Origin of the sequence: Salinarimonas chemoclinalis, assembly GCF_041514305.1 — a bacterium.
Taxonomy (GTDB): domain Bacteria; phylum Pseudomonadota; class Alphaproteobacteria; order Rhizobiales; family Beijerinckiaceae; genus Salinarimonas; species Salinarimonas chemoclinalis.
Genome location: NZ_JBGMWH010000002.1, coordinates 352,914 through 379,165, shown reverse-complemented (window position 1 = coordinate 379,165; position 26,252 = coordinate 352,914). Strand labels below are relative to the sequence as shown.

The window sequence follows — 26,252 nt, the reverse complement described above, 5'->3', positions numbered from 1 at the left end:
GATCAGGCGGAGGCCGTCCGCGCCAGCGGCACCACGTTGTGGCCCGTGCGATCCTGCTCGAAGAAGCGGCGGACGTTGCGTGCGGCCTGCCGGATCCGCTGCTCGTTCTCGACGAGCGCGATGCGCACGTACTCGTCGCCGTGCTCGCCGAAGCCGATGCCCGGCGCGACCGCGACCTCCGCCTTCTCGACGAGCAGCTTCGAGAACTCGAGCGAGCCGAGATGGCGGTAGCGCTCGGGGATCGGCACCCAGGCGAACATCGACGCCGCCGGCGGCGGGATCTCCCAGCCGGCCTTGCCGAAGCTCTCGACGAGCGCGTCGCGCCGGCGCTGGTAGATGGCGCGCGTCTCGGCGATGCAGTCCTCCGGCCCGTTGAGCGCGGCGGTGGCTGCCACCTGGACCGGCGTGAAGGCGCCGTAGTCGAGGTAGGATTTCACCCGCGCGAGCGCGGCCAGCAGCCGCTCGTTGCCGACCGCGAAGCCGATGCGCCAGCCGGCCATCGAGAACGTCTTCGACATCGAGGTGAACTCGACCGCGACGTCCATCGCCCCCGGCACCTGCAGGATCGAGGGCGGCGGCACGCCGTCGAAGTAGATCTCGGCGTAGGCGAGGTCCGAGAGCACGATCAGCTCGTGCTTCTTGGCGAAGGCGATCACGTCCTCGTAGAAGCCGAGGTCCGCCGTGAAGCCCGTCGGATTCGACGGGTAGCAGACGACGAGCGCCAGCGGCTTGGGGATCGAGTGGACGACCGCGCGCTCGAGCGCGTGGAAGAACGCGGGCGTCGCCTCCGCGGGCACCGAGCGGATCGCCCCGCCCGCCATCAGGAAGCCGAAGGCGTGGAGCGGGTAGCTCGGGTTCGGCACCAGCACCACGTCGCCCGGCGCCGTGATGGCCTGTGCCATGTTGGCGAAGCCCTCCTTCGAGCCGAGCGTGACGACGACCTGGCTGTCGGGGTTCAGCTTCACGCCGAAGCGCCGGTCGTAGTAGCCCGCCTGGGCGCGGCGCAGGCCCGCGATGCCCTTGGAGGCCGAGTAGCGGTCCGTGCGCGGGCGCCCCGCGGTCTCGGCGAGCTTCGCGACGATGTGCGCGGGTGCCGGCAGGTCCGGGTTGCCCATGCCCAGGTCGATGATGTCGGCGCCCTCGGCGCGGGCGGCGGCCTTGATCCGGTTCACATGCTCGAAGACGTAGGTCGGCAGGCGCTTGATGCGGTGAAATTCGGTCATGGCGAGGTCCAGGATTGCCGAGGAGGCGTGGACGGCCTCTCTAGCACGGCGTGGTCAACGAGGCATCAGCCGAATGTCGCAGGCGCTCTCAGCGCGAGGCCGGCGGCGGAGCCGGATCTTCGGAGAGCGGCGGCAGCGGCGGGACGACGACCGGCTCGGGGTCGGGACCGATGGCGAGGTCGCGGGCGCGCTCGCCGCGGGCGAGGGCGGCCTCGAGGTCCGCCTCCAGCGCGGCGCGCGCCTCGGCGACCTCCTCGGGCGTCTTCGGGTCGGTCTCGCGCCGCGGCGTCGGGCGCACCGGCACGTAGCCCGAGGGCGCGCCGACGCGGGTCTCCTCGACGAAGCCCGGCGCCTGCTGCGGCGTGGCGCCCGCGCCGACCGCGACGAAGACGTCGCGCACGGGGTTGAGATCCCCCGCGCAACCGGCGAGCGTCAGCGCTGCCGCCGCGACGGCGGCGAGCGTCATCGAATTGCGCGTTTCGCGTGCCATGGATACTCCGCTGGCGGGGTCGAGGAACGACGGCCGAGTACGCCGGCCGGGAACGCCGATGCATCGGGCGTCTTCCGGTCTAGCGACCACCATATAGCGTTCGGTAAGGTGTCGAAAGGACGGCGTGGGCAGGGAGGCTCGCGCGTGCCGTCGGGAAGGGGAGCGTCCGTGAGCGACAATAGAAGGTCCGAGGGACCCCGCGCAACGCCCAATGATCATCCGCAGCCCGACCTAGAGGCGATGTCGCACAACATGGCGCGCCTCGTCGAGGAATACGGCAAGGCGACCGCGGCCTACCTCAAGCCGATCGAGGAGCGCCGCGCCAAGACCGGCATGGCCGACGAGATGTCGGACATGGTCAAGACGCTCGTCCACGTCACCGAGCGCTGGCTGATCGACCCGCAGAAGGCGATCGAGGCGCAGGCGCGGCTCGGCACCTCGTTCTTCGACATCTGGTCGTCCTCCCTGCGCCGGATGCAGGGCGAAGACGTCGCCCCCGCCGCCGCGCCGGACCCGAAGGACGCGCGCTTCAAGGACGCGGAGTGGTCCGACAACGCCTACTTCGACTTCCTCAAGCAGGCCTACCTCGCCACCTCCCGCTGGGCGGAGAGCATGGTGGACGAGGCCGAGGGGATCGACGAGGCCACCCGCCAGAAGGCGCGCTTCTACGTGCGCCAGATGTCGAGCGCGCTCTCGCCCTCGAACTTCCTCGGGACGAATCCCGAGCTGATCCGCGAGACCATGCGCGAATCGGGGGCGAACCTCGTGCGCGGCATGCAGATGCTCGCGGAGGACATCGAGGCCGGCGGCGGCGAGCTGAAGATCCGCCAGTCCGACCCGGGCCGCTTCCAGGTCGGCGTCAACCTGGCGACCACGCCGGGCAAGGTCGTCTTCCGCAACGAACTGATCGAACTGCTGCAGTACACGCCCACGACCGACACGGTCCTGAAGCGTCCGCTGCTGATCGTGCCGCCGTGGATCAACAAGTTCTACATCCTCGACCTCAACGAGCAGAAGAGCTTCATCCGCTGGGCGGTCTCGCAGGGGCTGACCGTCTTCTGCATCTCCTGGGTCAACCCGGACGCGCGGCTCGCGGAGAAGAGCTTCGAGCACTACATGCGCGAGGGCGTCTTCGCGGCGCTAGACGCGATCGAGCAGGCGACCGGCGAGAAGACGGTCACCGCCATCGGCTACTGCGTCGGCGGGACGCTGCTGTCCACGGCGCTCGGCTTCATGGCCGCGACGAAGGACGACCGCATCGCCTCGGCGACCCTGTTCACGACGCAGGTCGACTTCACCCACGCCGGGGACCTCAAGGTCTTCGCCGACGAGGTCGGGATCAAGGCGATCGAGGAGACGATGAAGGCGCGCGGCTACCTCGAGGGCTCGCGCATGGCGTCCGCCTTCAACATGCTGCGGCCCAACGACCTGATCTGGCCCTACATCGTCAACGTCTACCTCAAGGGCCAGGCCCCCTTCCCCTTCGACCTGCTGTACTGGAACTCGGATTCGACGCGCATGCCCGCGGCGAACCATTCCTTCTACCTGCGCAACTGCTACCTCGAGAACAACCTCAGTCGCGGCGAGGTGACGATCGGCGGCGAGAAGATCGACCTGAAGAAGGTGAAGATCCCCATCTTCAACCTCGCCACCCGGGAGGACCACATCGCCCCGGCGAAATCGGTCTTCCTCGGCTGCTCGGCCTTCGGCGGCCCGGTCGAGTACGTGCTCGCCGGCTCGGGCCACATCGCGGGCGTCGTCAACCCGCCGGGCAAGGCGAAGTACCAGTACTGGACCGGCGGCGAGCCCCGGGGCGAGCTCGAGGACTGGATCGCGAAGGCCGAGGAGCATCCCGGCACCTGGTGGCCCTACTGGTTCTCGTGGATCGAAGCCCAGGCCCCCGCACGCGTCCCGGCCCGGGAGCCCGGCGCCGGCAAGCTCCCCGCGCTCGGCGACGCGCCGGGGACCTACGTGCTCGTGAAGTCCTGACGCGCCGCCGCGTGGCTCTTTCGCGCGCTCACGCCGCGTCGCGCTCGCCCTCGCGGCGCTCCATCGGGCCGCGGCGCAGCGCGACCAGGAAGGCGCGGACCTCCTCGCCGAGACGGCGGCCCTGGGCTTCCACCTCGCCGGCGGCGGCGAGGACGGCGCTGGCCGACTTGCGCGCCCCCTGCACGTTCTCCGACACGCCATGAATGTTCTCGGTGACGTTCCGGGTGCCCTCGGAGGCCTGCTCGGTGTTGCGCGCGATTTCCGCGGTCGCCGCGGTCTGCGAGGCGATGGCGTTGGCGATCTGGGAGGAGGCCGTGTCGATGTCCGCGATGAGCCGCGCGATCTCCGTGATGGCGTCGACGGCGCCGGACGTCGCCGACTGTAGCTCGCCGACCTGGGAGGCGATCTCCTCGGTCGCCTTCGCGGTCTGGCCGGCGAGCGTCTTCACCTCCGCCGCCACCACGGCGAAGCCGCGCCCCGCCTCGCCGGCGCGGGCGGCCTCGATCGTGGCGTTGAGCGCGAGGAGGTTCGTCTGGTCGGCGATGGCGTTGATCAGCTCCACCACCTTGCCGATCCGCTCCGCCGCGCCCGAGAGGCCGACGACGATCGCCTGGGTCTCGCTCGCGCGGGCGACCGCCTGGCGGGCGCGGTCCGCCGAGCGCTGCGCCTCGTCGACGACCTCCTGCGCGGACGCGGAGAGCTGCGTCGCCGCCGAGGCCACCGTCTCGACCGAGATCGACATCTCCTCGGACGCCGCCGCGACCGCGCTCGCACGCTCGTTCGTCGTCGCCGCGCCGGTCTCCATGCCGGCCGCCATCTCGCCCATCGCGCGCGAGGCGTCGGCGAGCGTGCGCACGATCGCCTCGATCGCAGCCTCGAACGAGGCCGTGGAGGCGTTGAAGGCGGCAACGCGGCCCTCGATCACCTCCGTCGCCTCGTTGATGGTCGTCGCCGCCCCGCCGAGCGCGCCTTCGAGCCCATCGGGAAGAATCCGGCGGAAATACTTGTTGTCGCGCACCGCCGCCATCGACGCTGCTGCCTCGCGCACGAAGGCGTCGATGCGATCCGTGCTGTCGTTGACCTGGTGCATCAGCGCGCCGAGCCCACCGCCCTCGCGGATGCCGACGAGGCGCGCCTCGAAGTCGCCCCGCCCGACGCGGCGCACGACGTCCGTCGTACGCGAGAGCGCCGCATGGACCCTGCTCAGCATCCAGCCCGAGAGGCCGAGCCCGGCGAGCGCCAGCACGCCGAAGCCGAGCGCCGTCGTCGAGCCGAGCACCGGGCCCGTGACCGCGAGCCCAGCCGCGCCGACGCCCGCCAGCGCGAGCCCGATCGCGGCCCTAGAGAGAGAAGACGAATTGGTCATAGTCCTGTCCGTTGCCGGCGATGAGGGAGTTCAGATGGGCGCTCGAGGCGGCAACCGCCTCCTTGCCGTTCCGGTGCGACGCCTCGATTCGCACGAGCTCGCGATAGAGCGGCTCCACGGACGCGATGGCATCGCGGCGCGGCAGGCGGCGATTCGAGTGGAAGCCGCCGACGCGGCGCGCGCCGTCGAAGGAGGGCGTGACGTGGGCGAAGACCCAGTAATGGTCTCCCGCCTTGGTCATGTTCTTCACGTAGGCGAAGACCTCACGCCCGGCGAGGATCGCGTCCCACAGGATCTTGAACACGGCCCGCGGCATGTCCGGATGGCGGATCATCGCGTGCGGCTGGCCGATCACGTCCGCTTCGCCGTAACCCGAGATATTGCAGAATGTTCGATTGGCATATGTGATGCGGCCTTTCAGATCCGTCTTCGAAACGATGAGATCTGCGGCGTCGAACAGGATTTCGCGTTGGGTGGGCTTGATCTGCGTTGCCATGTCCGCCTCGACGGTCCACCGTATTGCCGGCTTCGAACCACTTCTGGCGGATTCACCCTCTAAACTTCGTTAAACGAGGGAGGGGCTGGTGTTTTTCCGAGCACTCGTTCGGATTGCTGTATTGCTAAACGGCCACGAAGGCCTCCACCTCCGCCCGCGTCGGCAGCGGCCCGACCGCCCCATGGCCGCGCACCGAGAGCGCCGCCGCGGCGTTGGCGAAGGCGCCGGCGCGGAGCGGGTCGCCGTGCACCAGGTACTCCGCGAGAAACGCCCCGTCGAAGGCGTCCCCCGCGCCGGTGGCGTCCACCGCCGTCACCCGGCGGGCGGGGATCACCGTCTTCCCGTCGCGGGTCGCGATCATCGCCCCGTCCTTGCCCAGCGTGAGCGCGACGACGCCGGCGCCGAGCCGCAGGTAGGCGTCGCAGATGTCCTCGGGCCGGTCGAGGCCGGTGAGCAGGCGCGCGTCGTCGTGGCCCGGCAGCACGATGTCGGCCATGGACGCCGCCGCCTGGACGATGGCGCGGGCGCGGTCGAGGGGCCACAGCCGCAGGCGCAGGTTCGTGTCGTAGGAGACGAGCGCGCCGGCCGCCTTCGCCGCGCTCATCGCCGCGAACACCATGTCGGTGCAGGACGGCGAGATCGCCTGGCTGATGCCGGACGCGTGGACGATCCGCGCGCGCGCGATCGCGTCGGCGGGCAGCTCGGCGGGCGTCATGAGGCTCGCCGCCGAGCCCTGGCGGTAGTAGCTGAAGTCGTGCCCGTCCGGCCCGTAGCTGATGAAGTAGACGCCGGTGCGCCCGCCCGGCCGGCGGATCACCGAGGACGCGTCGACACCCTCGCGCGCCCAGAGGTCGAGGAAGGCCTGCCCGAACGTATCCTCCCCCACCGCCGTGGCCATGGCGGCGCGGGCGCCGAGCCGCGCGGCGGCGATGGCGACGTTGGAGCAGTCCCCGCCGAAGCCGGGCGCATAGAGCCGCTCGCCGGCGCGCTCGGTCTCGGCGAGCTCCATCAGCGGCTCGCCGATGGAGAGGATGTCGATCGTCTTCTCGGCCATGGGTCGGCTTCCGCTTCAGCGTCCCGGCAGCGCGGCCGGCGCCTCGGGGGAGAGCGCGACGACCTTGCCGGGGTTGAGGATGTCGCGCGGGTCGAGCGCGGCCTTGATCGCGCGCATCGTCTCGAGCGCCACCGGCTCCTTGTAGAGCTTCAACTCGTCTCGCTTGATCAGCCCCACACCGTGCTCGGCGGCGATCGAGCCGTCGTAGGCGTGGACGATGTCGTGCACGATTCGATTGAAACGCTCCCACTCCCCGAGATACGCCGCCTTCTCCATGCCGACCGGCTGGGAGAGGTTGAAGTGGATGTTGCCGTCGCCGAAATGGCCGAAGGCGCACACGCGGATGCCGTCCATCGCCGCCTCGCAGGCGGCCGACGCCTCGACGATGAAGTCGGCGACCCGCGAGACGGGCACAGACACGTCGTGCTTGATCGAGCCGCCCTCGCGGCCCTGCACCTCGGAGAGCATCTCGCGCAGCTTCCAGAGCGCGGCGTTCTGCGCCTCGCTCGCGCCGATCGTCGCGTCCTCGACCAGGCCCTCCTCGATGGCGGCACCGAGCACGGTCTCGATCACGCCCGAGAGATCGGCGTCGGCGCGGGGCGAGGACAGCTCGACGAGGGCGTAGGCGGCGTGGTCGCCTTCCAGCGGCTTCACGACGCCGTCGGCGTGCTTCAGGACGAGCTCGAGGCCGAAGCGGGGGATGTATTCGAACGCGGTGAGCTGGTCCCCCGCCTCCTCGCGCAGGCGCTCGAACACCTTCAGCGCCGCGTGCGGCCCCTCGCAGCCGAGGAAGGCGGTCACCTTCGCCTTGGGCTTGGGGTAGAGCTTGAGCACGGCCGCCGTGATCACGCCGAGCGTGCCCTCCGAGCCGATGAAGAGGTGCTTGAGGTCGTAGCCGGTGTTGTCCTTGCGCAGGCCCTTCATGCCGTTCCAGATCCGCCCGTCGGCGAGCACGACCTCGAGGCCGAGCACCAGGTCGCGGGCGTTGCCGTAGCGCAGCACGCCGGTGCCGCCGGCATTGGTCGCGAGGTTGCCGCCGATCTGGCAGGTGCCCTCGGAGGCGAGCGAGAGCGGGAACAGCCGATCCGCCGCGTCCGCCGCGTCCTGGATCGCCTTGAGCGTCACGCCCGCCTCGACGGTGATCGTCGCGTTGAGCGGATCGAGGGCACGGATGACGTCGAGCCGCGCCAACGACAGCACGATCCCGCCATGCGGCACCCCGCCGCCGACGAGCCCCGTGTTGCCGCCCTGCGGCACCACCGGCACGCCGGCCGCCGCGCATTGCGCCAGCACGAAGGAGACCTCGTGGACGTCCTTCGGGCGCACGACCGCGAGCGCGCGGCCGCGATAGAGACCGCGGCTCTCGACGAGATGCGGCTCGATGTCGGCGAGCGCGGAGACGACCTGGGCGGGCCCCAGCCGCTCGACCAGGCGGGCGACGAGGGCGGCTTCGGCGTTCGGGGCGACGTCGTTCATGCGTGGTCCGCGGGCTGTCGTGGCGCGAATTTCTCTGCGACGCGTCTCCCTTAGCACGACCCGGGGCGGCCGCGTCACCCCCGCGCTTGCGGTGGCCACCGATCCGTGTTTCGACGGCGTCGCGTCACACGAGGGCTTCACGGAAGGGACGGACCCGCCTTGGGCGACATCGCCATGCTCGCCGCCCTGGCGTTCTCCGCCTTCACCTCGGCGACGCTCCTGCCGGGAACCTCCGAGGCCGCGCTCGTGGGCGTGCTCGCGCTCGGCGAGGCGGCGGCGTGGCTCGCGGTGGCGGTCGCGACGATCGCCAACGTCGCCGGGTCGGTAGTGAACTGGGGCATCGGGCGCTTCCTCGTGCGCTTTCGGCACCATCCACGCTTCCCCGTCTCGCCGGAGCGCTTCGCGCGCACGGAGGCGCTCTATCGGCGCTGGGGCGTGGCCTCCCTGCTCCTGTCGTGGACGCCGATCGTCGGCGATCCGCTCACGGTGATCGCGGGCGTGATGCGCACGCCGCTCGTCGTGTTCCTGCCGCTCGTGATCGTGGCGAAGGGCGGGCGGTACGTCGTGGTGGCGCTGGTGGCGCTCGGGTTCGTGTGAGACGGGCGCCTGCGGGCATGGCGCGCCGCACGAGCCTCCGTTACTGATCGGCGCGACAGAAGCCCGACCCGTGGCACCCCAGAGGCTCGCCGATGACCTTCGTCTTCCCCGCCCCCGAGACCCCGGCGATCCCCATCACCGGCGCGAGCGCGCTGTTTCCCGTTCGCCGGGTCTATTGCGTCGGGCGCAACTACGCCGCCCACGCCCGCGAGATGGGGCACGACCCGGACCGCGAGCCGCCCTTCTTCTTCATGAAGCCGGCGGACGCGCTCCAGCCGGTGCCGGCCGACGCGCTCGCCGAGCACGCCTACCCGCAGATGACGCAGAACTACCATTTCGAGGTGGAGCTCGTCTGCGCGCTCTCCAGCGGCGGGCGCGACGTGACGACCGACGAGGCGCTCGGTCTCGTCTACGGCTATGCGGTCGGCCTCGACATGACGCGGCGCGACCTGCAGGACGAGGCGAAGAGCCTGCGCCGGCCCTGGGCGCTCGCCAAGGGCGCGGACTTCTCGGGCCCGATCGGCCCGATCCACCCGGTCTCGCAGGTCGGCCACCTCGCCACGGGCGAGATCCGGCTCGATGTCGACGGCACCACGCGCCAGACGGGCGACCTCGCCGACATGATCTGGTCGGTCGCCGAGCAGATCGCCTACCTCTCGCGCTACAACGAACTCTTCCCCGGCGACGTGATCTTCACCGGCACGCCCGAGGGCGTCGGCCCGGTCTCCCGCGGGGAGACCATGCGGGCGTCCGTCGCCGGGCTCGGGGCGATCACGCTCCGGGTCGTGTGAGCCTCACGACTGCATCGCGCCGGCCGCACGGCGCATGACGACCCGCGGCAGGAAGCGGTTGAGCCCCATCAGAAGCTTGTTGCGCGCGCCGGGCGTCGAGACCGCGTGGCCGGCGCGGTAGGCCTCGACGCCGATGCGCGCCACCTTCTGCGCGTCCATCCGCCCGCTGCGGAACAGCCGCGAACTCTCCAGGCCGGCACGCGCGCCGAACTCGCTCTCGGTGGCTCCCGGGCACAGCGCGGTGACCGTCACGCCGAAGGGCCGCGCCTCCTCGTGAAGCGCCTCCGACAGCGAGAGCACGTAGGCCTTGGTGGCGTAGTACACAGCCATGTGCGGCCCGGCCTGGAAGGCGGCGAGCGAGGAGACGTTGAGGATCCCGCCCTGCCCGCGCTTGATCAGGTCCGGCAGGAACAGCCGCGAGAGCCGGGTGAGCGACGAGACGTTGAGCTCGATCATCGCCATCTGCTCCTCGAGCCCGAGGTCGACGAAGTCCCCGCGCAGCCCGAACCCGGCATTGTTGACGAGCGTGTGGATCGCCAGCCCCTTCTCGGTCACCGCCGCATGCAGCTCGCCCGGCGCCTCGGTCCGGCCGAGGTCGAGCTCGATCACCTCGACGGCGCCGCGATCGGCCGTGGTCAGCTCGGAGGCGAGCGCCTCGAGCTTCTCGCGCCGGCGCGCCACGAGGACGAGGTTGTGCCCGATGGAGGAGAACTGGCGCGCGATCTCGGCGCCGATTCCGCTCGAGGCTCCCGTGACGATGGTCCAGCGCGTGTACGGCATCGGCTCGCGTCTCCCTCTTCTCGTGGTGCAATGGCGGAACGTAGAGCCTCGCGGCGCGCCTGCCAATGCGACGCGCGACGGAGCGGTTCCGATATCGCCGCTGCAACGCCGCCCGTTCGCCGGCTGCGCGACCCTTCCCACCGGGAGGTGCTTGGTCTATAGACCCCCACACATCGCGATCCTGGCCGCTCCGCGCGGCCGGGCCGCTCGGCACGAGGCTCACGCGTTCGCGCGCGGGCCTCTTTTCATGACGACCGGGTCATGACGCGCGGGCGGCCCCTTCGAGCACGAGACCGTCATGCCCAAACGCACCGATATCTCCTCGATCCTCATCATCGGCGCGGGGCCGATCATCATCGGCCAGGCCTGCGAGTTCGACTATTCCGGCACGCAGGCGGTCAAGGCCCTCAAGGAGGAGGGCTACCGGATCGTGCTGGTGAACTCCAACCCGGCGACGATCATGACCGATCCGGAGCTGGCGGACCGCACCTACGTCGAGCCGATCACACCCGAGATCGTCGCCAAGATCATCGAGAAGGAGCGCCCGGACGCGCTGCTCCCCACGATGGGCGGCCAGACCGCGCTCAACTGCGCGCTCTCGCTCCAGCAGATGGGCGTGCTCGACAAGTTCGGCGTGGAGATGATCGGCGCCAAGGCGGAGGCCATCGACATGGCCGAAGACCGCCAGCTCTTCCGCGAGGCCATGGCGCGAATCGGGCTCGAGACGCCCGCTTCGCGGCTCGCCAACGCCTCCGCGCTCAAGAAGAAGTACAAGGACCAGCACCGCGCCGAGATCGCCCGCATCGAGGCGATGGACGTCGACGCCGAGGAGAAGGCGCGCCTCGTCGCCGAGTTCGAGCGCGGCTGGGCCGCGGGCGACATCGAGCGGCGCAAGCGCACCATCGAGTACGCGCTCGGCGAGGCGCTGATGGCGCTCGCCGAGATCGGCCTGCCGGCGATCATCCGCCCGTCCTTCACGCTCGGCGGCACCGGCGGCGGCATCGCCTACAACCGCGAGGAGTTCCTCGACATCGTCGAGCGCGGGCTCGACGCCTCCCCCACCGGCGAGGTCCTGATCGAGGAGAGCGTGCTCGGCTGGAAGGAGTACGAGATGGAGGTCGTCCGCGACAAGGCGGACAACTGCATCATCATCTGCTCCATCGAGAACATCGACCCGATGGGCGTGCACACGGGCGATTCGATCACGGTGGCGCCGGCGCTGACGCTCACCGACAAGGAATACCAGATCATGCGCGACGCCTCGATCGCGGTGCTCCGCGAGATCGGCGTCGAGACCGGCGGCTCGAACGTGCAGTTCGCCATCAACCCGGCGAACGGCCGCATGGTCGTGATCGAGATGAACCCGCGCGTGTCGCGCTCCTCCGCGCTGGCCTCGAAGGCGACGGGCTTCCCCATCGCCAAGGTCGCGGCGAAGCTCGCCGTGGGCTACACCCTCGACGAGATCGCCAACGACATCACCGGGGGCGCGACGCCGGCCTCCTTCGAGCCGACGATCGACTACGTCGTCACCAAGATCCCGCGCTTCGCGTTCGAGAAGTTCCCAGGCGCCGAGCCGACGCTGACCACCGCCATGAAGTCGGTGGGCGAGGCGATGGCGATCGGCCGCTCCTTCCCCGAGAGCCTGCAGAAGGCGCTGCGCTCGCTCGAGACCGGGCTCACCGGCCTCGACGAGATCGAGATCGAGGGCATCGGCAAGGGCGACGACGAGAACGCCATCAAGGCGGCGCTGGGCACGCCCACCCCCGACCGCCTGCTCAAGGTCGCCCAGGCGCTGCGGCTGGGGACGTCGATCGAGGACGTGCACGCCTCGTGCATGATCGACCCGTGGTTCCTCGAGCACCTGAAGGACATCGTCGACACCGAGGCGAAGGTCCGCACGCTCGGCCTGCCGACGACGCCCGGGGCGCTGCGCCGCCTCAAGGCGATGGGCTTCTCGGACGCGCGCCTCGCGGTGCTCGCGAACCTGGAGGAGGCGGAGGTGACGGCGAAGCGCCGGGCGCTCGGCGTGCGCCCGGTGTTCAAGCGCATCGACACCTGCGCGGCCGAGTTCGCCTCCCCCACCGCCTACATGTATTCGACCTACGAGGCGCCCTTCGGCGGCGCGCCGGTCGACGAAGCGCAGCCGAGCGACCGGACCAAGGTGGTCATCCTCGGCGGCGGGCCCAACCGCATCGGGCAGGGCATCGAGTTCGACTATTGCTGCTGCCACGCCTGTTTCGCGCTCGGCGACGCCGGGTACGAGACGATCATGATCAACTGCAACCCGGAGACCGTCTCGACGGACTACGACACGTCCGATCGGCTCTACTTCGAGCCGCTCACCGCCGAGGACGTGCTGGAGATCCTGGAGACGGAGCGCGGGGCCGGGCGGCTGCACGGCGTCATCGTGCAGTTCGGCGGGCAGACGCCGCTCAAGCTCGCCCGCGCGCTCGAGGACGCGAACGTGCCGATCCTCGGCACCTCGCCCGACATGATCGACCTCGCCGAGGACCGCGACCGCTTCAAGCGCCTGCTCGACAAGCTCGGCCTCAAGCAGCCCAAGAACGGCATCGCCTACTCCGTCGAGCAGTCGCGCCTCATCGCCCAGGATCTCGGCCTGCCCTTCGTGGTGCGCCCCTCCTACGTGCTCGGCGGGCGCGCCATGGCGATCATCCGCGACGAGACGCAGTTCGAGGACTACCTGCTCGGCACCCTGCCCTCGCTGATCCCCTCCGACGTCAAGGCGCGCTACCCCAACGACAAGACGGGGCAGATCAACACGGTGCTGGGCAAGAACCCGCTCCTGTTCGACCGCTACCTCACGGACGCGACCGAGATCGACGTCGACGCGCTGTGCGACGGCGAGGACGTCTTCATCGCCGGCATCATGGAGCACATCGAGGAGGCGGGCATCCACTCGGGCGACTCGGCCTGCTCGCTGCCCCCGCGCACGCTGTCGCCGGAGACCATCGCCGAGTTGGAGCGCCAGACGAAGGCGCTGGCGCTCGCGCTCGACGTCGGCGGTCTCATGAACGTGCAATACGCGATCAAGGACGGCGCGATCTACGTGCTCGAGGTGAACCCCCGCGCCTCGCGCACGGTGCCCTTCGTCGCCAAGGTGATCGGCGAGCCGATCGCCAAGATCGCCTCGCGCATCATGGCCGGCGAGGCGCTGGCGAGCTTCGGGCTCGGCGAGCGCGCGGCGCCGCGCGAGCACATCGCGGTGAAGGAGGCCGTGTTCCCCTTCGCCCGCTTCCCCGGCGTCGACGTGTTGCTCGGGCCGGAGATGCGCTCGACCGGCGAGGTGATCGGGCTCGACCATTCCTTCGGCATCGCCTTCCTCAAGAGCCAGTTCGGCTCGGGCACGATGCTGCCGAGGGCCGGAACGGTCTTCGTGTCGGTGCGCGACGAGGACAAGCCGGGCATCCTTCCCGCGGTGCGCATGCTCGCGGATCACGGGTTCACCATCCTCGCGACCACCGGCACGCAGCGCTTCCTCGCCACCGAAGGCGTGAAGGCCAAGCGCGTCAACAAGGTGCTGGAGGGACGCCCCCACATCGTCGATTCGATCAAGAACGGCGACGTCCACCTCGTCTTCAACACGAGCGCGGGCGCGGGCGCGCTCTCCGATTCCCGGTCGCTGCGCCGGGCGGCCCTCTTGCATAAGGTCCCGTACTACACCACTCTCGCAGGAGCGATCGCGGCCGCGGCGGGCATCGAGGCCTACCTCGGTGGCGATCTCGAAGTGCGGGCGCTGCAGGACTATTTCGCCTGAAGCGCACCCCGCGCCCGGTGCACCGGCGCGCGGCTCCCGCCACATCCCCAACCGCCTCAGCGCGGAGCGCCCGGCACGGCCGCTCCGCGCTACGGCTTTTTCGCGTCGGTGAGACAAGACATGGACAAGGTCCCGATCACGGCCCCGGGCTACAGGAAGCTCGAGGAGGAGCTCAAGCAGCGCCAGCAGGTCGAGCGCCAGCGGATCATCCAGGCGATCTCCGAGGCGCGCGCGCTCGGCGATCTCTCCGAGAACGCGGAATATCACGCGGCCAAGGAGGCTCAGTCCCACAACGAGGGCCGCATCCTGGAGCTCGAGAGCCTGATCTCCCGCGCCGAGGTGATCGAGCCGGCGAAGCTCTCCGGGGACCGCGTCAAGTTCGGCGCGACCGTGAAGCTGATCGACGAGGACACCGAGGAGGAGAAGGTCTACCAGATCGTCGGCGAGCCGGAGGCGGACGTGCATTCCGGTCGCGTGTCGATCGGCTCGCCGATCGCCCGCGCCCTCATCGGCAAGACGGTGGGCGACACCGTCGAGGTCCACACCCCCGGCGGCGGCAAGTCCTACGAGGTGATGAGCGTCGAGTTCCGCTGATCGCGGCGGCGCCTTCGCGCCGCCGCCGAACCCCACGCACGGTGCGGGGTTGAGCCTCCCGACGAACGCCCGGCGCGTGCCCCGCACGCGCCCGGCGCCACCCCCGAGGAGGACGTCATGCCCGCCCACCCCTTACCCGCCGCCCTCCCGCGGCTCGTGCTTCGGTCGCTCGCCGCGCTCGTCCTCGCCTTCGGCGCGCTCTCCGGCCAGGCCGCCGCGCAGCCCGCCGTGCTGATCGGCGAGATTCGCGTCGACGTGTCGCCGCTGCGGGAGAAGGGCGTGGGCGACTACGCGGACCTGCTCCGGACGAGCCTCGAGCGCGCGCTGGAGGACCGCTTCGCCGGCCGGCTCGGCGCGGGTGGATCGCGGCTCACCGTCGTGCTCGAGCGCTTCGAGCTGCGGGGCTGGGGCTCGGGCGAGAGCGACGACGGGCCGTTCGGCTTCGGCATGCCCGGCGGCGGCTCCCTCGCGGCGGACGAGCTCGCAGGGGTCGCGACCTTGAGCGAGGGCGGCCGCGTGCTCGCCCGCGAGCCGTTGCGCGTCGCGCTTCCGCCCGGCCAGTCCGGCCCCTGGCATACGCCCGACTTCGAGCAGCGCCGCGCCGTCGCGCTGGCCGAGAGCTTCGCCGGCTGGCTCGCGCGACGGCTGTGACTGATCAGCCGGGGCGCCGCAGGCGCAGGAGCGGATGCGGCCTGTTGCGGCTGTCGGTCTCCTGCCGCCCCTTCTCGACGAAGCCGAGCCGCCGATAGAAAGCGCGCGCGCCGGTGTTCGCCTCGTACACGTCGACGGCGAGCCCGCCCTTCCGCTCGGCCGCATGGAGCACGAGCGCGCGACCGATCCCCCGCCCGTGCCACGCCGGATCGACGAACAGGCCGCCCACGATGTCGCCGAGGAGCGCCACGAAGCCCACCACCCGCCCGTCCTCCTCGGCGACGGCGATCTCCGCCTTCGGCAGGTAGACGTCGCGCACGAGGACCGCGTCGGCAGCGAGGGCGTTCTCGCCGAGGAAGGGGTGCCCCGCACGCGAGGCGTCGCGCCAGACGGCGAGGCAGGCGTCCGCGTCGCGGGCGGCGTCGTAGGGGCGGATCGTCATGGGGCTATGCATCTCCCGTCTCGATTCCGCGCAGGATGAGTTCGATTCCGGCACGGAAGGCCTCGTCGACGTCGCCCCCGAGGCGAAACAGCCCCGCGTTCTCGATCGAGACGAAGCCGTGCAGGTAGGCGGTGAGCGTCCGCGCGGCGGCGAGCGCCCTGCCCGCACCGACCAGCGCGGCGAGAGCCTCCAGCGCGGGAGCGACGGCATCGCGCCGCGCCGCGTCGACCTCCACGCCGCGTGTCGCCTCCGGCGCGTAGATCTGCGCGTAGGCGTGCGGGTTCTCGCGGGCGAAGCGTCGGAAGGCGTGGGCCTGCGCCTCCAGCGCGGCGAGCGGGGCGCGCCCGAGGGCGGCCTCGCCCAGCATCGCCCCCAGGCGCGCGAGCGTGTCGGACTCGAGGGCGGCGAGGAGCGCCTCGCGGCCCTCGAACCGCTTGTAGAGCGACGGCGGGCGCACCCCGACCGCGTCCGCCACGGCCTGCATCGTCAACGCGCCGAGCCCGTGCGCCTCGAGGATCCGGCGCGCGGCCACGAGGATCGCGGCGTCGCTCGTCTTGGCGGGCGCGGGCATCCGCTCACGCCTTCCGAACGCGGTCGGCGCGCCCGATCGGACCCAGATGCGTGTCGGCGAAGCCGCTCGCATGCTTGAGGCCGTAGCCGAGCGCCCGGTCGAAGCCGATGTGAGACGTCCAAACGGCCGCCGCCGCGAGGAGAGCGGGGCCGACTTGCAGGTCGACGTGGAGGCCGACGAGGCCGAGCGCCACCGGCCCGACATAGGAGTGAGCCATGTTGTAGACGAGGGCGCCGACGCGGGCATTCGCCAGATACGCGAGGATGGCGAGATCCGGCAACAGGAACCCGGCGGCGAACGCCCACCACGGCGCGTCGAGCCATGCATAGAGCGCGACTGCCGCGCACAGGGCGGCGAGCCCCTCCGCACGCAGGAGACTTCGCATCGCGCCGCCCGAAGCCATCACCACCACCTCCGTCATCGATGGCGAAGGCTAATACTCATATCCTTCTTCTCCGTCAACTCTTTCCGCCGTCGTTCGCCCGCACCGCGGCGCGGCGCGCGGTATCGTCGTCGTGGATTCTGTCGGCCATGTTCGCCTCCTCGATCCGGAAGGGGCGAACGCGGCGGGCCGCCCGGGGTTCGCGGAGGCCGCGCGCGAGCGGGTTCGATGCCGGCGGAGAAAAACGGTCCGTTAGTCATTCGTTCACCATGTTCGCCCAGCATCCAGACGTCATGATCAAGCGACCTCCCCTCCCCCGCGCGCTGCGCGCGCTCCTCGCCCTCGGCCTCGCCGCGACGGCCGGCGCGACCGCCCTCCCCGCGCCCGCTGCGGCGCAGGCGCAATTCCGCTCCTGCCTGTCCGAGCTGCGCGGCCAGGCCGCCCGCAACAACGTCTCGACCGCGACCTTCGACCGCGCGCTCGCGAGCGTCGAGCCGGACATGAGCCTGCTCGAGCTGCTCGATCGGCAGCCGGAGTTCCGCACCGCGATCTGGGACTACATCGCCGGTCTCGTCGACGAGGAGCGTGTCGAGGACGGACGGCGGGCGATGGCGCAGTACCCCAACGCCCTGGCGTTGGCGCAGGAGCGCTGGGGTGTCGATCGCCACGTGATCGTCGCGATCTGGGGCGTCGAGTCGAACTACGGCCGCAACATGGGCAAGCGCCCGCTGCTGCAGTCGCTCTCCACCCTATCGTGCTTCGGTCGGCGCCAGAGCTTCTTCCGCGGCGAGCTGTTCGCCACCCTCCAGATCCTGGAGCGTGGCGAGATCCCGGTCGAGCAGCTCACCGGCTCGTGGGCGGGCGCCTTCGGCCAGACGCAGTTCATACCCTCGACGTACCAGCGCCTCGCGGTCGATTTCGACGGTGACGGCAGGCGCGACATCGTCGGCTCGACGGTCGACGCGCTGGGCTCGACGGCGAACTACCTCGCACGCTCCAACTGGCGGGCGGGCGAGCCCTGGGGCTACGAGGTGCGCCTGCCGGCGGGCTTCCCGGAGAGCCGCACCGGGCGGCGAAACAAACGGGCCCTGTCCGACTTCGCCGGCATGGGCGTGCGGCGGATCGACGGAGGCGCGCTGACCGGGCCCGGCCAGGCCGCTATTCTGGCGCCGTCGGGCACGAACGGGCCGGCCTGGGTCGTGTTCCGGAACTTCGACGCGATCTTCTCCTACAATCAGGCAGAGTCCTACGCGCTCGCCATAGCGCTCCTGTCCGACCGCCTCGCAGGCCGCCCCGGCATCCAGACGCCCTGGCCGACGGACGATCCGCCGCTGTCGCGCGAGGAACGCCGCGAGGTGCAGGTCCAGCTCCTGCGCCGCGGCTACGCCATCGGCGACGTCGACGGGATCATCGGCTCCAAGACCCGCGAGGCGATCAAGGACGTGCAGGTGCGCCTCGGCCAGGAGCCCACCGGGCGCGCCGGCCGGCGCTTCCTCGACGCGTTGCGCGCGGGCGGCTGAGGCCGCAGCCGGCCGCGGCACCCGTCAGCGTGACCTCTCGATGGCACGCGCGACGACGGCACGCACGTCGGGATCGCGCAGGAACAGGTCGTGGTTGAGGACGCCCGAGCCGAACTCGGACGCGTCCGCCACGCGCACGCCGAGCCCGGCGAGCCGCTCGCGATCCGCCGCCCCCGCCCGCACCACGCCGCCGGCGAGGCGTCGCGAGAGCGCCAGCGCGCGGTCGTTCCGGGCGCTGATGACCGTGATGCGCTGCGCGTCGACGCCGAGCCGCTCGACCCCCTGCGCGAACAGGTCGATGTCGACGTCGGGAGAGGCCAGCACCACGGCGCCGATCCGCGCCATCGCCGCGTCACCCCCGCTGGCGCGCACGGAGCGCAGCGTCTCCAGGGTCAGCAACGAGCCCATGGAATGGGCGACGATGTGCACGCGCCCTCCACTCTCGCTGCGCGCGAGGGTGAGGATCAGCTCCTCCAGCGCGTCGCGCGACCAAAGCGCGCTCTCGCGATCGTAGCCGTAGTCGAAGGTGGCGCCGCCGGAGGGCCAGGTGAACAGCCCGCTGGCGCCGCGAAAGCCGATGCCCGCCGCGAGCTCGGCGGCGCCCGCGGCCGCCGTCTCGAAGGTTTCGCGAAAGCCGTGGACGTAGATCAGCACGTCGCGCCCCACCGCGGCGCGGGCGAAGGCCTCGGCGGGCTCGGCGCGCACGACGGGGCCGACGCCCACGACGCCCCACCGGGCGTCGAAGGGCGAGAGCGAGGCGAGCACGCCCGAGCTCGGCGGCGCGAGCGTGGCCTGCGCGAAGGCGAGCCCCGCGCCGCGCTCGGCGACGAAGAAGGGCGAGGCGCCCGCATCGGCGGCGGGCGCGCGCGTCGTCGCCACGAGCAGGGTCTGGGACCCGGCACTCGCGGCGTTCGGAGCCGTGGCGCCGGCGAGGTTGCAGGCGCCGAGCGCCAGCGCGAGACCCAGCGCGGCGAGGCGAGGCGCGGGACGCGGCGGCGGTGCGGGAACGGTCGTCGGAGAGGTCATGGTGCGGCGGCCGTGCGGTGCGCGGGGGACCCGCGCTCACTGCGCCGCGATCGTGGCGAGGGTGCGGCCGTCGCAGGGCGGATCAGACCAGCGCGGGCGCCCTCTGCGGGTGGGCGGCGGGCTCCGTCGAGATCTCGTGCCACCAGGTCCAGCACTCGGTCTCCACCGCGGCCATGACCGGGCGCGAGGAGGGGAAGCGCTTATCGGTGTTGAACGCGTCGCGCAGCAGCGCGAGCCGCGCGTTGGCGGCATTGCGCTGGTCTTCGGAGCCGACCTCGCGGACGTAGAGCAGGCGGGCGAAGATCTCGCGGTTGGGGGCGCGCGCCGCCATGCTCAGGCCTCCTGCTGGAAGTTGTTCAGGTACTGCGAGGTGATGTCGTCCGCGTTGCGGGCCGACCAGGCCGAATAGCCGGCGGCGATGGTCGTCGGCGGGACGTTCTGCGGCGGAGCGGCGGCCTGCTGCACGGGCGCGCCCGCGACGAGCGGACCCTGACGGGGCGCCTCGCTTCCCTGCTGCGCCTGCGGCTGCGCGAGCGCCTGCTGGAACTCGGCATCGGACGGCCGCTCGCCGGGAAGCCGCGGGCTCCCCGTGTAGCCGGGGACGGCGATCCCGAGCGGATTGAACAGCTTGTCGTTGCTCATCGTCCTACAATGCTCTTTCTGCATCGAAAACCACCCACTACATAAACGAAGACGCGCTGATATGCAAGATGCGACGTTCGACTAACGCATCTGAACAACACTGCACGGCTCTAGGCGGAACACACCGCCGGGGTGCGGGCTCGATGCGGGGAGCCGATAATGTGGATGCATGACGTGCATCCTGTTCTCATGAAGAAGTCCCGCGGCCAATCCGCGGAGGACGCGAGAACGGCTCTCGCGCTTCGCTGCTCGACGCGGTAACCCGGGCGACGGTGCCGCGTTCCGCGGCGAAGGAGGCGACGCGCCATGGCCGCCGTGGACAAGCCCGCTCTCGACGTCGCGAGCCTGGAGGCGAAGCTCCTGGCGGGGGACCGCGCGGCGCTCGCCCGGGCCATCACGCTCGTCGAATCGAAGCGGCCCGACCGCCGCATCGCAGCGGCGACGCTCATCGACTCGCTTCTCCCGCGCACCGGCGCCGCCGTGCGGGTGGGAATCACCGGCGTGCCGGGGGTGGGCAAGTCGACCCTCATCGATTCGCTCGGCACGATGTTGACCGCGCGCGGTCATCGGCTGGCGGTGCTCGCCGTCGATCCCAGCTCCTCGCGCACCGGCGGCTCGATCCTCGGCGACAAGACGCGCATGGCGCGCCTGGCCGTCGATCCGAACGCCTTCGTGCGCCCCTCCCCTTCCTCCGGCACGCTCGGCGGCGTCGCCGCGCGCACCCGCGAGACGATGCTCCTGTGCGAGGCCGCGGGCTTCGACGTGGTGCTGGTCGAGACCGTCGGCGTGGGCCAGTCCGAGACGGCGGTGGCGGATCTCACCGACTTCTTCCTGGTGCTGATGCTGCCGGGGGCGGGCGACGAGCTGCAGGGGATCAAGAAGGGCGTGCTCGAGATCGCCGACATGATCGCGGTCAACAAGGCCGAGGAGGAGAACGCCGGGCGCGCGCGCCGGGCGGCGGCGGAGTATCGCACCGCGCTCTCCATCCTGGCTCCGGCCTCGCCCCTGTGGACACCGCCCGTCGTGACCTGCTCGGGCCTCTCCGGCGCGGGGCTCGACGACGTCTGGGCGCGCGTCCTCGACCATCGCGCCCGCCACGAAGCGAAGGGCCTCCTCGCCGAGCGGCGCCGACGCCAGGACGTGAAGTGGATGTGGGCGCTCGTCGACGAGCGCCTGCGCGCCCGCCTCACGGGCGACGCGGGGACCCGCGACCTGCTCGCGCGGCTCGAACGAGCGGTCGGGGCCGGCGAGACCTCGCCCACGGCGGCGGCCGAGCAGGTGGCGCGACATCTCGGCCTGTGATCGCCTGCGTTGGGGTGGTCGAGTTAACCGGAGATTCGAGAAGATCGTCTAGTTCTGGACAGCGAGGATACCCCGGGGAGTACACGACGATGCTGGACGAGCTGGCGCGCCTATCGACGGATGCGTCATCGGAGGGGCGCAGGCGTCTCCTCAACGCGGTCACGGATCTGTTCCTGCACGATTCCGAGCCGAGCGAGGGGGCGCAGGAGCACTTCTCGGACATCGCCAACCGCTCGCTCGAGAAGATGGACACCCCCGACCGCAAGGACTACGCGGACCGCGTCGCAGCGGAGCCGCAACTCCCCCGGGCCGTCGCGACGACGCTCGCCGGCGACCCCGATGCCGACGTCGCGCGCCTCGTGCTCAAGCTCTCCCCCGTCCTCACCGACGCCGACCTCGCGGCGATCGCGGTGACGCATTCCCAGGCCCACCTCCACGCCATCGCCGAGCGCGCGACGCTCTCGGAGAACGTCACCGAGATCCTGGTGGACCGCGGCGACAAGCAGGTGCTGCGCACCGTCTCCGGCAACGAGGGCGCCGCCTTCTCCGATCGCGGCTTCGAGAGGCTCGTCGAGCGCGGCGGGCGCGACGCCGCCGTGCGCCAGAACCTCGAGAGCCGCCGCGAGAGCCTGCCCGTCTCCCAGGCACGCCGCGTCCTCCAGATCGCCGCCCAGGCGGCGCAGAAGTCGGACGCCGGGCACCAGGTCGAGCTCATCTCCGGCGATGCGCCCAAGCGCGTCGTGCGCGAGGCGCGCGAGCGCCGGCTCGAGCTCAAGCTGCTCGTCGCCGACCTCAAGGACGGACGGCGCACGGTCGACGACGTCGTCTCGATCCTCGCCCGCGACGACCGCGCCTTCGACCTCGCCCAGGTGATCTCGACCTTCTCGGACATCCCCAACGCCCAGGCCCTGCGCGCCCTGCTCCAGCCGGAGACCTCGGGCATCGCGGTCGCCTGCAAGGCGCTCGGCCTCGGCGCCGAGGCCTTCCGCAAGGTGCTCGAGCTGCGCACGAAGCGGCTCGGCCTGCCCGAGGCCGGCATCGACGCGGACGTCGCCGGCTACGGGACGCTGCCGGCCGAGACGTCCGAGCGGGCGATGCGGTTCCTCAAGATGCGCGCGAAGGTGTCCTGAGGGGCCGCCTGTCCGCGCGCTCTACGCCGCCGCGCGCCGTTCCCGGGCGAGCAGGCCGTCGAGGTGGCGGGCGATGGCGCGCATGCCGGAGACGCCGGCCTTGGCTTCCGCCTGCGGATTGTAGTTCGTGTTCGTGTTGACGTCGTAGGCGAAGCGCCGGCCGGTCGCGTCCTCGATGACCTCGATCCCGGCGATCCCGATGCCGTTCTCGGCCAGCATCCGCTCGAGCGCCGGTATGTCCGGGTTCTCGTAGCCCGGCACGACGGTGAACTTGTCCGCCGGCGCCACCGCCGGGCAGGCGGCGTCCCCGATCGCGGCCGTTTCGCGGGCGGCCTCGATCGAGCACGCATCCGCCGGGCACAGCTCGAAGCCCTCGGACGTGTCGACCCGCACCGCGTAGAGGAAGCGCCCGCCGACGAATTCGAGGCGCGTCACGAAGGGCTCGGGCGCCTGCACGTAGCGCTGCACGAGGGTGATCCCGTCGAGCGGCTCCTCGAAATCCTCCGAGGCGAGGTGCTCCGCGAGCGCCGCCGCCGACAGGAACAGCCGCACGCCGAGCCCCTTGCCGCCGCGGTTGTGCTTGAGGATCAGCGGGAAGCCGAGCCGCTCGGCCGCATCGGCGATGTGTTCCCGACCGACGACCGCGAGCGTGTCCGGCGTCGCGATGCCGTGGGCGGCGAGCGCCTCGTACTGCGCGACCTTGGACACCTCCAGCCGCAGCGCGCGGCTGTCGTTCACCACCGTGCGTCCGTGGCGCTCGAGCCAGGCGAGCACGGCGGCGGTGTACTCGGGCGCATGGCGATGGCCGCGCGTGTGCGACGACGCGCTCATGCGGTTGTAGAACACGCCCTCCGGCGGCGCCTCGCGCAGGTCGAGCACGCCGCGGTCGAGGAACCACTCCTGGTAGGGCGTACCCAGTTCCGCGAAGGCCGCGCGAAGCGGCACGACCCAGGCGTCGTTCTCGTGGATGACGTGGACCTTCGGGGTGCGGGCGGCGGGCATGGCGTTTCTCCTGTGGCGAGGAGGAGATAACCCGCCGACGGCCGGAATTGAAGAGTAAATCCGATCACGAACGTGTTTTGCATAATTTCACTCACGCGGGCGGATTTTACCCCTCCCCCAGCGGCCGCATCACAGCCCACAGCGCGCTCTTCGCCTCGAAGCCGACGCCCGGCACGTCCGGCATCGCGATGCGGCCGTCGACGACCGGCGTGCCGTCGGCGAAGCCGCCGAAGGGGGCGAACACGTCCGGGTAGCTCTCGTTGCCGCCGAGCCCCAGCCCCACCGCGATGTTCAGCGCGAACTGGTGCCCGCCGTGGGGCACGCAGCGCCGCCGCGACCAGCCGTGGGCGGCGAGCACGTCGAGGGTGCGCAGGTACTCCACGAGCCCGTAGGAGAGCGCCGGGTCGAACTGCAGGATGTCGCGATCCGGCCTCAGGCCCCCGTGCCGGATCAGGTTGCGCGCGTCCTGGTGCGAGAACAGGTTCTCGCCCGTCGCCAAGGTCGGCGCGTAGAGCGTGGCGAGCGCGGCGTGCTCAAGGTAGTCGAGCGGATCGAGCGGCTCCTCGTACCAGCGCAGGCCGTAGGGTGCGATCGCCCGGCCGAAGCGGATCGCCTCCTCGAGCGAGAAGCGGCCGTTGACGTCCACGCACAGCCGCGACCCGTCCCCGCCGAGCACGTCGAGCACGGCCTCGATGCGGGCGAGATCCTCCGCGAGCGGCACGAGGCCGACCTTCATCTTCACCGTGGAATAGCCCCGGTCGAGGTAGGAGCGCATCTCGTCGGCGAGCGCGTCGAGCCCCTTGCCGGGATGGTAGTAGCCGCCCGCGGCGTAGACCCAGGCGGTCTCGTCGGCGCGCCCGTCATTGTGACGATCGGCCAGGAGCCGCCAGAGCGGCACCCGGTGCGCCTTCGCCAGCGCGTCCCATAGCGCCATGTCGAGCACGCCCACCGCCACCGAGCGCTCCCCGTGCCCGCCCGGCTTCTCGTTCTTCATCATCAGGTCCCAGGCCTTGTGCGGGTCGATGAACCCGTCCGCCCCCTGGTAGGCGTCGGGCGCCGCCTCGCGCAGCCGCGGGATGAAGCGCTCGCGCAGGAGGCCTTGCGGCGCATAGCGGCCGTTCGAGTTGAACCCGTAGCCGACGACGCGCCGCCCCTCCACGACGAGATCCGTCTCGATCGCCACCACCGAGGCCGTCATCAGCGAGAAGTCGATGTAGGCGTTGGCGATCTGCGACTTGATGGGCGCGACGACGTCGCGGATGGCGGTGATCTTCATCGGGGGCTCCGGGCGGGGGATGGGGCGCGGAGGATAGGGGCGCGGGGGACGCGGGGGAAGGCGAAGGCGTGGGAAGACGGGGTTGGGACCGGGGTGCCGACACCGCAACGCCGCGAATGCCGGCGCGCGTCAGGCGCAGGGACCGTGAAGATCGATTCCCTGATCGAGAACGGCATCGGTCGGCATGAACCCGCCGAGCTCGACACGCATCTTGTTGCGCAGGACCGACTTCAGGCGATCGGCATCGGGGGTTCCGTCCTCGGCGAAGAGACCGAGCGGCTCGGTGACCGACATGCCGAGACCCGCGACCAGCCGTTCGGCCACCCGCGAGGGGCAGTTGCAGCTCGCGCATTGGCCGGGCGCGGGCTCGCCATCCGCGGGTCGTGAGCAGAGCGGACCGCCGAAGTCCGGCGGTGGCTGAGGGCCGGTTCGGCACGAACGGCCCCAGTTGCCACGAACACCGACGGTACCGAGCGTGTCGCACCAGGGGGAGTAGGCTTCGGACAAGGCCAGTGCAGACCGAACGCCACGTGCGTGCTTCGAGCAATAGTCCCGGACGACAGCCCGGATCGACCATTCCGGTGAGCTGAACACGGCATGCCCGACGCTGTCTCGTCCGATGCTTCCGTTCCAGGTGTCGCCCGACGGCTGCATGATGCAGCCATAGTTGTTCATTCGGACGCATCTCAGGCCGCTGCCGGTCAGATCGCTCTCGATGATCGCAGAACCGCCCTTCGTCAGATGATCGACGGCTTGCTGGCGCCAGCCTGGGGCCTCGGTCATGACCTGAGCGACGGAAGCGGTCACGAAGAGCGGCATGAGGAACGCAGCGAGAATGTAGATCCTGCCGAACATGGGCGACCTCCAGATCGATCATTTTCTCGAGACCAATCTAAAATCATCAAGTTGCGATTGCAAATACCCTCGCAAAGCTCTGGACCGAGCCGGAGAGACGGCCTCCCCCGTTCTCTTGGCACGCTGGAATCTTGCACCCCAGCAAGCGCATCTGTGCAGGGCGCGGATGAGCTTTCCGGGTCCGCAGGGGCCATCTATTTCACAGCCGGACGCTGGAGCCCGCCCATGACCGCACACACCCCCCTCGACCTCGACACGCGCCTCGGCTGGCCCGCCGACCTGCGCGTGCTGCTCGACCGCTACCCGCGGGAGGTCTGGCCGGCGCATCCGAATCTGGGCGCCACCGCGCGGTTCTGGATCGCCAAGCACGACATGTTCCGCGAGCTGGGCGGCGCGCTCCAGGGCGCGACGAAGGCGCTGCGCGAGGGCGAGGTGGCGGCGGGGCCGTTCCGGGGGTGGTTCGCGCCGCGGCTGCGGCTCTTCCTCGGCGAGCTGGAGGGGCACCACCAGATCGAGGATCACGCCTATTTCCCGCTCTTCCGCGCGGCGGACGCGCGGCTCGTGCGCGGCTTCGACGTGCTGGAGGGCGACCACGAGGCGATCCACCACGCGCTCGAGGTCACCGCCGAGCGCGCCCGCGCCTTGCTCGTCGCGCCCGAGACCGACCAGGACGCCCTGCGCCGCGCGGCCGATGCCTACGCCGACCAGGCGGACCGCCTGCTCGCGAGCCTGCTGCGCCACCTCGACGACGAGGAGGACCTGATCATCCCGATGATCCTCGACCGGACGGAGGGCGGGCTGGGGATCTGAGGCGTGCCGAAG

26 protein-coding genes are annotated in these 26,252 nt (G+C 71.0%); 10 read left to right on the top strand and 16 right to left on the bottom strand.

Annotated elements, in window-relative coordinates; translation table 11 throughout:
- Positions 1 to 2: 2 nt before the first annotated feature.
- Positions 3 to 1,223, bottom strand: a complete 1,221-nt coding sequence (locus tag AB9M23_RS05575) for an LL-diaminopimelate aminotransferase (RefSeq protein WP_372423198.1) — start codon at positions 1,221 to 1,223, stop codon at positions 3 to 5.
- 88 nt (positions 1,224 to 1,311) lie between these two features.
- Entirely contained in the window at positions 1,312 to 1,713 is a 402-nt protein-coding gene (locus tag AB9M23_RS05570; RefSeq protein ID WP_372423196.1) for a hypothetical protein, read from the bottom strand.
- Between the two features lie 240 nt (positions 1,714 to 1,953).
- Here AB9M23_RS05570 and AB9M23_RS05565 point away from each other — a divergent pair, with 240 nt between their 5' ends.
- Positions 1,954 to 3,702 carry a PHA/PHB synthase family protein gene (locus tag AB9M23_RS05565; RefSeq protein ID WP_372423194.1) on the top strand — a complete coding sequence of 583 codons (1,749 nt, stop codon included), beginning with the start codon at positions 1,954 to 1,956 and terminating at the stop codon, positions 3,700 to 3,702.
- Positions 3,703 to 3,730: 28 nt separating this feature from the next.
- Here AB9M23_RS05565 and AB9M23_RS05560 read toward each other — a convergent pair whose 3' ends face one another.
- The 4 genes from AB9M23_RS05560 to AB9M23_RS05545 all read right to left on the bottom strand — a co-directional run bounded on the left by AB9M23_RS05560 (position 3,731) and on the right by AB9M23_RS05545 (position 8,094).
- Positions 3,731 to 5,068, bottom strand: coding sequence for a methyl-accepting chemotaxis protein (locus AB9M23_RS05560; protein WP_372423192.1), 1,338 nt, complete (start codon positions 5,066 to 5,068; stop codon positions 3,731 to 3,733).
- Positions 5,043 to 5,564 carry a PAS domain-containing protein gene (locus AB9M23_RS05555; protein ID WP_372423190.1) on the bottom strand — a complete coding sequence of 174 codons (522 nt, stop codon included), beginning with the start codon at positions 5,562 to 5,564 and terminating at the stop codon, positions 5,043 to 5,045. The genes AB9M23_RS05560 and AB9M23_RS05555 overlap by 26 nt, the downstream gene beginning before the upstream one ends.
- A gap of 124 nt (positions 5,565 to 5,688) precedes the next feature.
- A complete protein-coding gene (locus AB9M23_RS05550; RefSeq protein ID WP_372423188.1) occupies positions 5,689 to 6,618 on the bottom strand; it encodes a sugar kinase in 930 nt (309 codons plus the stop codon).
- Between the two features lie 15 nt (positions 6,619 to 6,633).
- Positions 6,634 to 8,094 (bottom strand): FAD-binding oxidoreductase, encoded by a 1,461-nt coding sequence (locus AB9M23_RS05545; protein WP_372423186.1) that lies wholly within the window; start codon positions 8,092 to 8,094, stop codon positions 6,634 to 6,636.
- 159 nt (positions 8,095 to 8,253) lie between these two features.
- Between AB9M23_RS05545 and AB9M23_RS05540 the strand changes: the two genes are divergently transcribed.
- Positions 8,254 to 8,691, top strand: a complete 438-nt coding sequence (locus AB9M23_RS05540; RefSeq protein WP_372423185.1) for a YqaA family protein — start codon at positions 8,254 to 8,256, stop codon at positions 8,689 to 8,691.
- 92 nt (positions 8,692 to 8,783) lie between these two features.
- Positions 8,784 to 9,482 (top strand): fumarylacetoacetate hydrolase family protein, encoded by a 699-nt coding sequence (locus AB9M23_RS05535; protein WP_372423183.1) that lies wholly within the window; start codon positions 8,784 to 8,786, stop codon positions 9,480 to 9,482.
- 3 nt (positions 9,483 to 9,485) lie between these two features.
- Here AB9M23_RS05535 and AB9M23_RS05530 read toward each other — a convergent pair whose 3' ends face one another.
- Positions 9,486 to 10,262, bottom strand: coding sequence for an SDR family NAD(P)-dependent oxidoreductase (locus AB9M23_RS05530; RefSeq protein ID WP_372423181.1), 777 nt, complete (start codon positions 10,260 to 10,262; stop codon positions 9,486 to 9,488).
- A 298-nt stretch (positions 10,263 to 10,560) separates the two neighbouring features.
- Here AB9M23_RS05530 and carB point away from each other — a divergent pair, with 298 nt between their 5' ends.
- The 3 genes from carB to AB9M23_RS05515 all read left to right on the top strand — a co-directional run bounded on the left by carB (position 10,561) and on the right by AB9M23_RS05515 (position 15,282).
- Entirely contained in the window at positions 10,561 to 14,037 is a 3,477-nt protein-coding gene (carB, locus tag AB9M23_RS05525; protein ID WP_372423180.1) for a carbamoyl-phosphate synthase large subunit, read from the top strand.
- A 120-nt stretch (positions 14,038 to 14,157) separates the two neighbouring features.
- Entirely contained in the window at positions 14,158 to 14,631 is a 474-nt protein-coding gene (greA, locus tag AB9M23_RS05520) for a transcription elongation factor GreA (RefSeq protein ID WP_372423178.1), read from the top strand.
- A 117-nt stretch (positions 14,632 to 14,748) separates the two neighbouring features.
- Positions 14,749 to 15,282, top strand: a complete 534-nt coding sequence (locus AB9M23_RS05515) for a hypothetical protein (RefSeq protein ID WP_372423177.1) — start codon at positions 14,749 to 14,751, stop codon at positions 15,280 to 15,282.
- A 4-nt stretch (positions 15,283 to 15,286) separates the two neighbouring features.
- Here AB9M23_RS05515 and AB9M23_RS05510 read toward each other — a convergent pair whose 3' ends face one another.
- The 3 genes from AB9M23_RS05510 to AB9M23_RS05500 are packed head-to-tail and all read right to left on the bottom strand — an operon-like array spanning position 15,287 to position 16,698.
- On the bottom strand, positions 15,287 to 15,724 hold the full coding sequence (locus AB9M23_RS05510) for a GNAT family N-acetyltransferase (RefSeq protein WP_372423175.1): 438 nt from the start codon (positions 15,722 to 15,724) through the stop codon (positions 15,287 to 15,289).
- Positions 15,725 to 15,728: 4 nt separating this feature from the next.
- On the bottom strand, positions 15,729 to 16,295 hold the full coding sequence (locus AB9M23_RS05505) for a TetR/AcrR family transcriptional regulator (protein WP_372423173.1): 567 nt from the start codon (positions 16,293 to 16,295) through the stop codon (positions 15,729 to 15,731).
- A gap of 4 nt (positions 16,296 to 16,299) precedes the next feature.
- Positions 16,300 to 16,698, bottom strand: a complete 399-nt coding sequence (locus tag AB9M23_RS05500; protein ID WP_372423171.1) for a DUF4260 domain-containing protein — start codon at positions 16,696 to 16,698, stop codon at positions 16,300 to 16,302.
- 272 nt (positions 16,699 to 16,970) lie between these two features.
- On the opposite strand from AB9M23_RS05500, the gene AB9M23_RS05495 reads away from it, so the two are divergent.
- Complete coding sequence (locus AB9M23_RS05495; RefSeq protein ID WP_372423169.1) at positions 16,971 to 18,197, top strand: lytic murein transglycosylase; 1,227 nt, start codon at positions 16,971 to 16,973, stop codon at positions 18,195 to 18,197.
- 24 nt (positions 18,198 to 18,221) lie between these two features.
- Here the strand turns inward: AB9M23_RS05495 and AB9M23_RS05490 are convergent, their stop codons facing one another.
- The 3 genes from AB9M23_RS05490 to AB9M23_RS05480 all read right to left on the bottom strand — a co-directional run bounded on the left by AB9M23_RS05490 (position 18,222) and on the right by AB9M23_RS05480 (position 19,865).
- Positions 18,222 to 19,223: an alpha/beta hydrolase gene (locus AB9M23_RS05490; RefSeq protein ID WP_372423168.1), complete on the bottom strand. Its 1,002-nt coding sequence runs from the start codon at positions 19,221 to 19,223 to the stop codon at positions 18,222 to 18,224.
- Between the two features lie 82 nt (positions 19,224 to 19,305).
- Positions 19,306 to 19,554, bottom strand: coding sequence for a hypothetical protein (locus AB9M23_RS05485; RefSeq protein WP_372423166.1), 249 nt, complete (start codon positions 19,552 to 19,554; stop codon positions 19,306 to 19,308).
- Between the two features lie 2 nt (positions 19,555 to 19,556).
- A complete protein-coding gene (locus AB9M23_RS05480) occupies positions 19,557 to 19,865 on the bottom strand; it encodes a hypothetical protein (protein ID WP_372423164.1) in 309 nt (102 codons plus the stop codon).
- A gap of 306 nt (positions 19,866 to 20,171) precedes the next feature.
- On the opposite strand from AB9M23_RS05480, the gene meaB reads away from it, so the two are divergent.
- Together meaB and AB9M23_RS05470 are read left to right on the top strand one after the other, a co-directional pair.
- The gene (meaB, locus tag AB9M23_RS05475; RefSeq protein ID WP_372423162.1) at positions 20,172 to 21,167 is read left to right on the top strand and encodes a methylmalonyl Co-A mutase-associated GTPase MeaB; all 996 of its coding nucleotides are present in this window, start codon (positions 20,172 to 20,174) and stop codon (positions 21,165 to 21,167) included.
- An 89-nt stretch (positions 21,168 to 21,256) separates the two neighbouring features.
- Positions 21,257 to 22,297: a DUF2336 domain-containing protein gene (locus AB9M23_RS05470; RefSeq protein ID WP_372423160.1), complete on the top strand. Its 1,041-nt coding sequence runs from the start codon at positions 21,257 to 21,259 to the stop codon at positions 22,295 to 22,297.
- 21 nt (positions 22,298 to 22,318) lie between these two features.
- Here the strand turns inward: AB9M23_RS05470 and AB9M23_RS05465 are convergent, their stop codons facing one another.
- The 3 genes from AB9M23_RS05465 to AB9M23_RS05455 form a co-directional block, all read right to left on the bottom strand.
- Positions 22,319 to 23,299, bottom strand: coding sequence for an ATP-grasp domain-containing protein (locus AB9M23_RS05465; protein ID WP_372423158.1), 981 nt, complete (start codon positions 23,297 to 23,299; stop codon positions 22,319 to 22,321).
- Positions 23,300 to 23,405: 106 nt separating this feature from the next.
- The gene (locus tag AB9M23_RS05460) at positions 23,406 to 24,575 is read right to left on the bottom strand and encodes a mandelate racemase/muconate lactonizing enzyme family protein (RefSeq protein ID WP_372423156.1); all 1,170 of its coding nucleotides are present in this window, start codon (positions 24,573 to 24,575) and stop codon (positions 23,406 to 23,408) included.
- A 129-nt stretch (positions 24,576 to 24,704) separates the two neighbouring features.
- The gene (locus tag AB9M23_RS05455) at positions 24,705 to 25,430 is read right to left on the bottom strand and encodes a hypothetical protein (protein WP_372423154.1); all 726 of its coding nucleotides are present in this window, start codon (positions 25,428 to 25,430) and stop codon (positions 24,705 to 24,707) included.
- Between the two features lie 225 nt (positions 25,431 to 25,655).
- Between AB9M23_RS05455 and AB9M23_RS05450 the strand changes: the two genes are divergently transcribed.
- Positions 25,656 to 26,240: a hemerythrin domain-containing protein gene (locus tag AB9M23_RS05450; protein ID WP_372423152.1), complete on the top strand. Its 585-nt coding sequence runs from the start codon at positions 25,656 to 25,658 to the stop codon at positions 26,238 to 26,240.
- Positions 26,241 to 26,252 lie beyond the last annotated feature (12 nt).

Coding starts and splice junctions, on each gene's coding strand:
- AB9M23_RS05575 (WP_372423198.1), bottom strand. CDS start 1,223: ATGACCGAATTTCACCGCATCAAGCGCCTGCCGACCTACGTCTTCGAG.
- AB9M23_RS05570 (WP_372423196.1), bottom strand. CDS start 1,713: ATGGCACGCGAAACGCGCAATTCGATGACGCTCGCCGCCGTCGCGGCG.
- AB9M23_RS05565 (WP_372423194.1), top strand. CDS start 1,954: ATGTCGCACAACATGGCGCGCCTCGTCGAGGAATACGGCAAGGCGACC.
- AB9M23_RS05560 (WP_372423192.1), bottom strand. CDS start 5,068: ATGACCAATTCGTCTTCTCTCTCTAGGGCCGCGATCGGGCTCGCGCTG.
- AB9M23_RS05555 (WP_372423190.1), bottom strand. CDS start 5,564: ATGGCAACGCAGATCAAGCCCACCCAACGCGAAATCCTGTTCGACGCC.
- AB9M23_RS05550 (WP_372423188.1), bottom strand. CDS start 6,618: ATGGCCGAGAAGACGATCGACATCCTCTCCATCGGCGAGCCGCTGATG.
- AB9M23_RS05545 (WP_372423186.1), bottom strand. CDS start 8,094: ATGAACGACGTCGCCCCGAACGCCGAAGCCGCCCTCGTCGCCCGCCTG.
- AB9M23_RS05535 (WP_372423183.1), top strand. CDS start 8,784: ATGACCTTCGTCTTCCCCGCCCCCGAGACCCCGGCGATCCCCATCACC.
- AB9M23_RS05530 (WP_372423181.1), bottom strand. CDS start 10,262: ATGCCGTACACGCGCTGGACCATCGTCACGGGAGCCTCGAGCGGAATC.
- carB (WP_372423180.1), top strand. CDS start 10,561: ATGCCCAAACGCACCGATATCTCCTCGATCCTCATCATCGGCGCGGGG.
- greA (WP_372423178.1), top strand. CDS start 14,158: ATGGACAAGGTCCCGATCACGGCCCCGGGCTACAGGAAGCTCGAGGAG.
- AB9M23_RS05515 (WP_372423177.1), top strand. CDS start 14,749: ATGCCCGCCCACCCCTTACCCGCCGCCCTCCCGCGGCTCGTGCTTCGG.
- AB9M23_RS05510 (WP_372423175.1), bottom strand. CDS start 15,724: ATGACGATCCGCCCCTACGACGCCGCCCGCGACGCGGACGCCTGCCTC.
- AB9M23_RS05505 (WP_372423173.1), bottom strand. CDS start 16,295: ATGCCCGCGCCCGCCAAGACGAGCGACGCCGCGATCCTCGTGGCCGCG.
- AB9M23_RS05500 (WP_372423171.1), bottom strand. CDS start 16,698: ATGGCTTCGGGCGGCGCGATGCGAAGTCTCCTGCGTGCGGAGGGGCTC.
- AB9M23_RS05495 (WP_372423169.1), top strand. CDS start 16,971: ATGATCAAGCGACCTCCCCTCCCCCGCGCGCTGCGCGCGCTCCTCGCC.
- AB9M23_RS05490 (WP_372423168.1), bottom strand. CDS start 19,223: ATGACCTCTCCGACGACCGTTCCCGCACCGCCGCCGCGTCCCGCGCCT.
- AB9M23_RS05485 (WP_372423166.1), bottom strand. CDS start 19,554: ATGGCGGCGCGCGCCCCCAACCGCGAGATCTTCGCCCGCCTGCTCTAC.
- AB9M23_RS05480 (WP_372423164.1), bottom strand. CDS start 19,865: ATGAGCAACGACAAGCTGTTCAATCCGCTCGGGATCGCCGTCCCCGGC.
- meaB (WP_372423162.1), top strand. CDS start 20,172: ATGGCCGCCGTGGACAAGCCCGCTCTCGACGTCGCGAGCCTGGAGGCG.
- AB9M23_RS05470 (WP_372423160.1), top strand. CDS start 21,257: ATGCTGGACGAGCTGGCGCGCCTATCGACGGATGCGTCATCGGAGGGG.
- AB9M23_RS05465 (WP_372423158.1), bottom strand. CDS start 23,299: ATGCCCGCCGCCCGCACCCCGAAGGTCCACGTCATCCACGAGAACGAC.
- AB9M23_RS05460 (WP_372423156.1), bottom strand. CDS start 24,575: ATGAAGATCACCGCCATCCGCGACGTCGTCGCGCCCATCAAGTCGCAG.
- AB9M23_RS05455 (WP_372423154.1), bottom strand. CDS start 25,430: ATGTTCGGCAGGATCTACATTCTCGCTGCGTTCCTCATGCCGCTCTTC.
- AB9M23_RS05450 (WP_372423152.1), top strand. CDS start 25,656: ATGACCGCACACACCCCCCTCGACCTCGACACGCGCCTCGGCTGGCCC.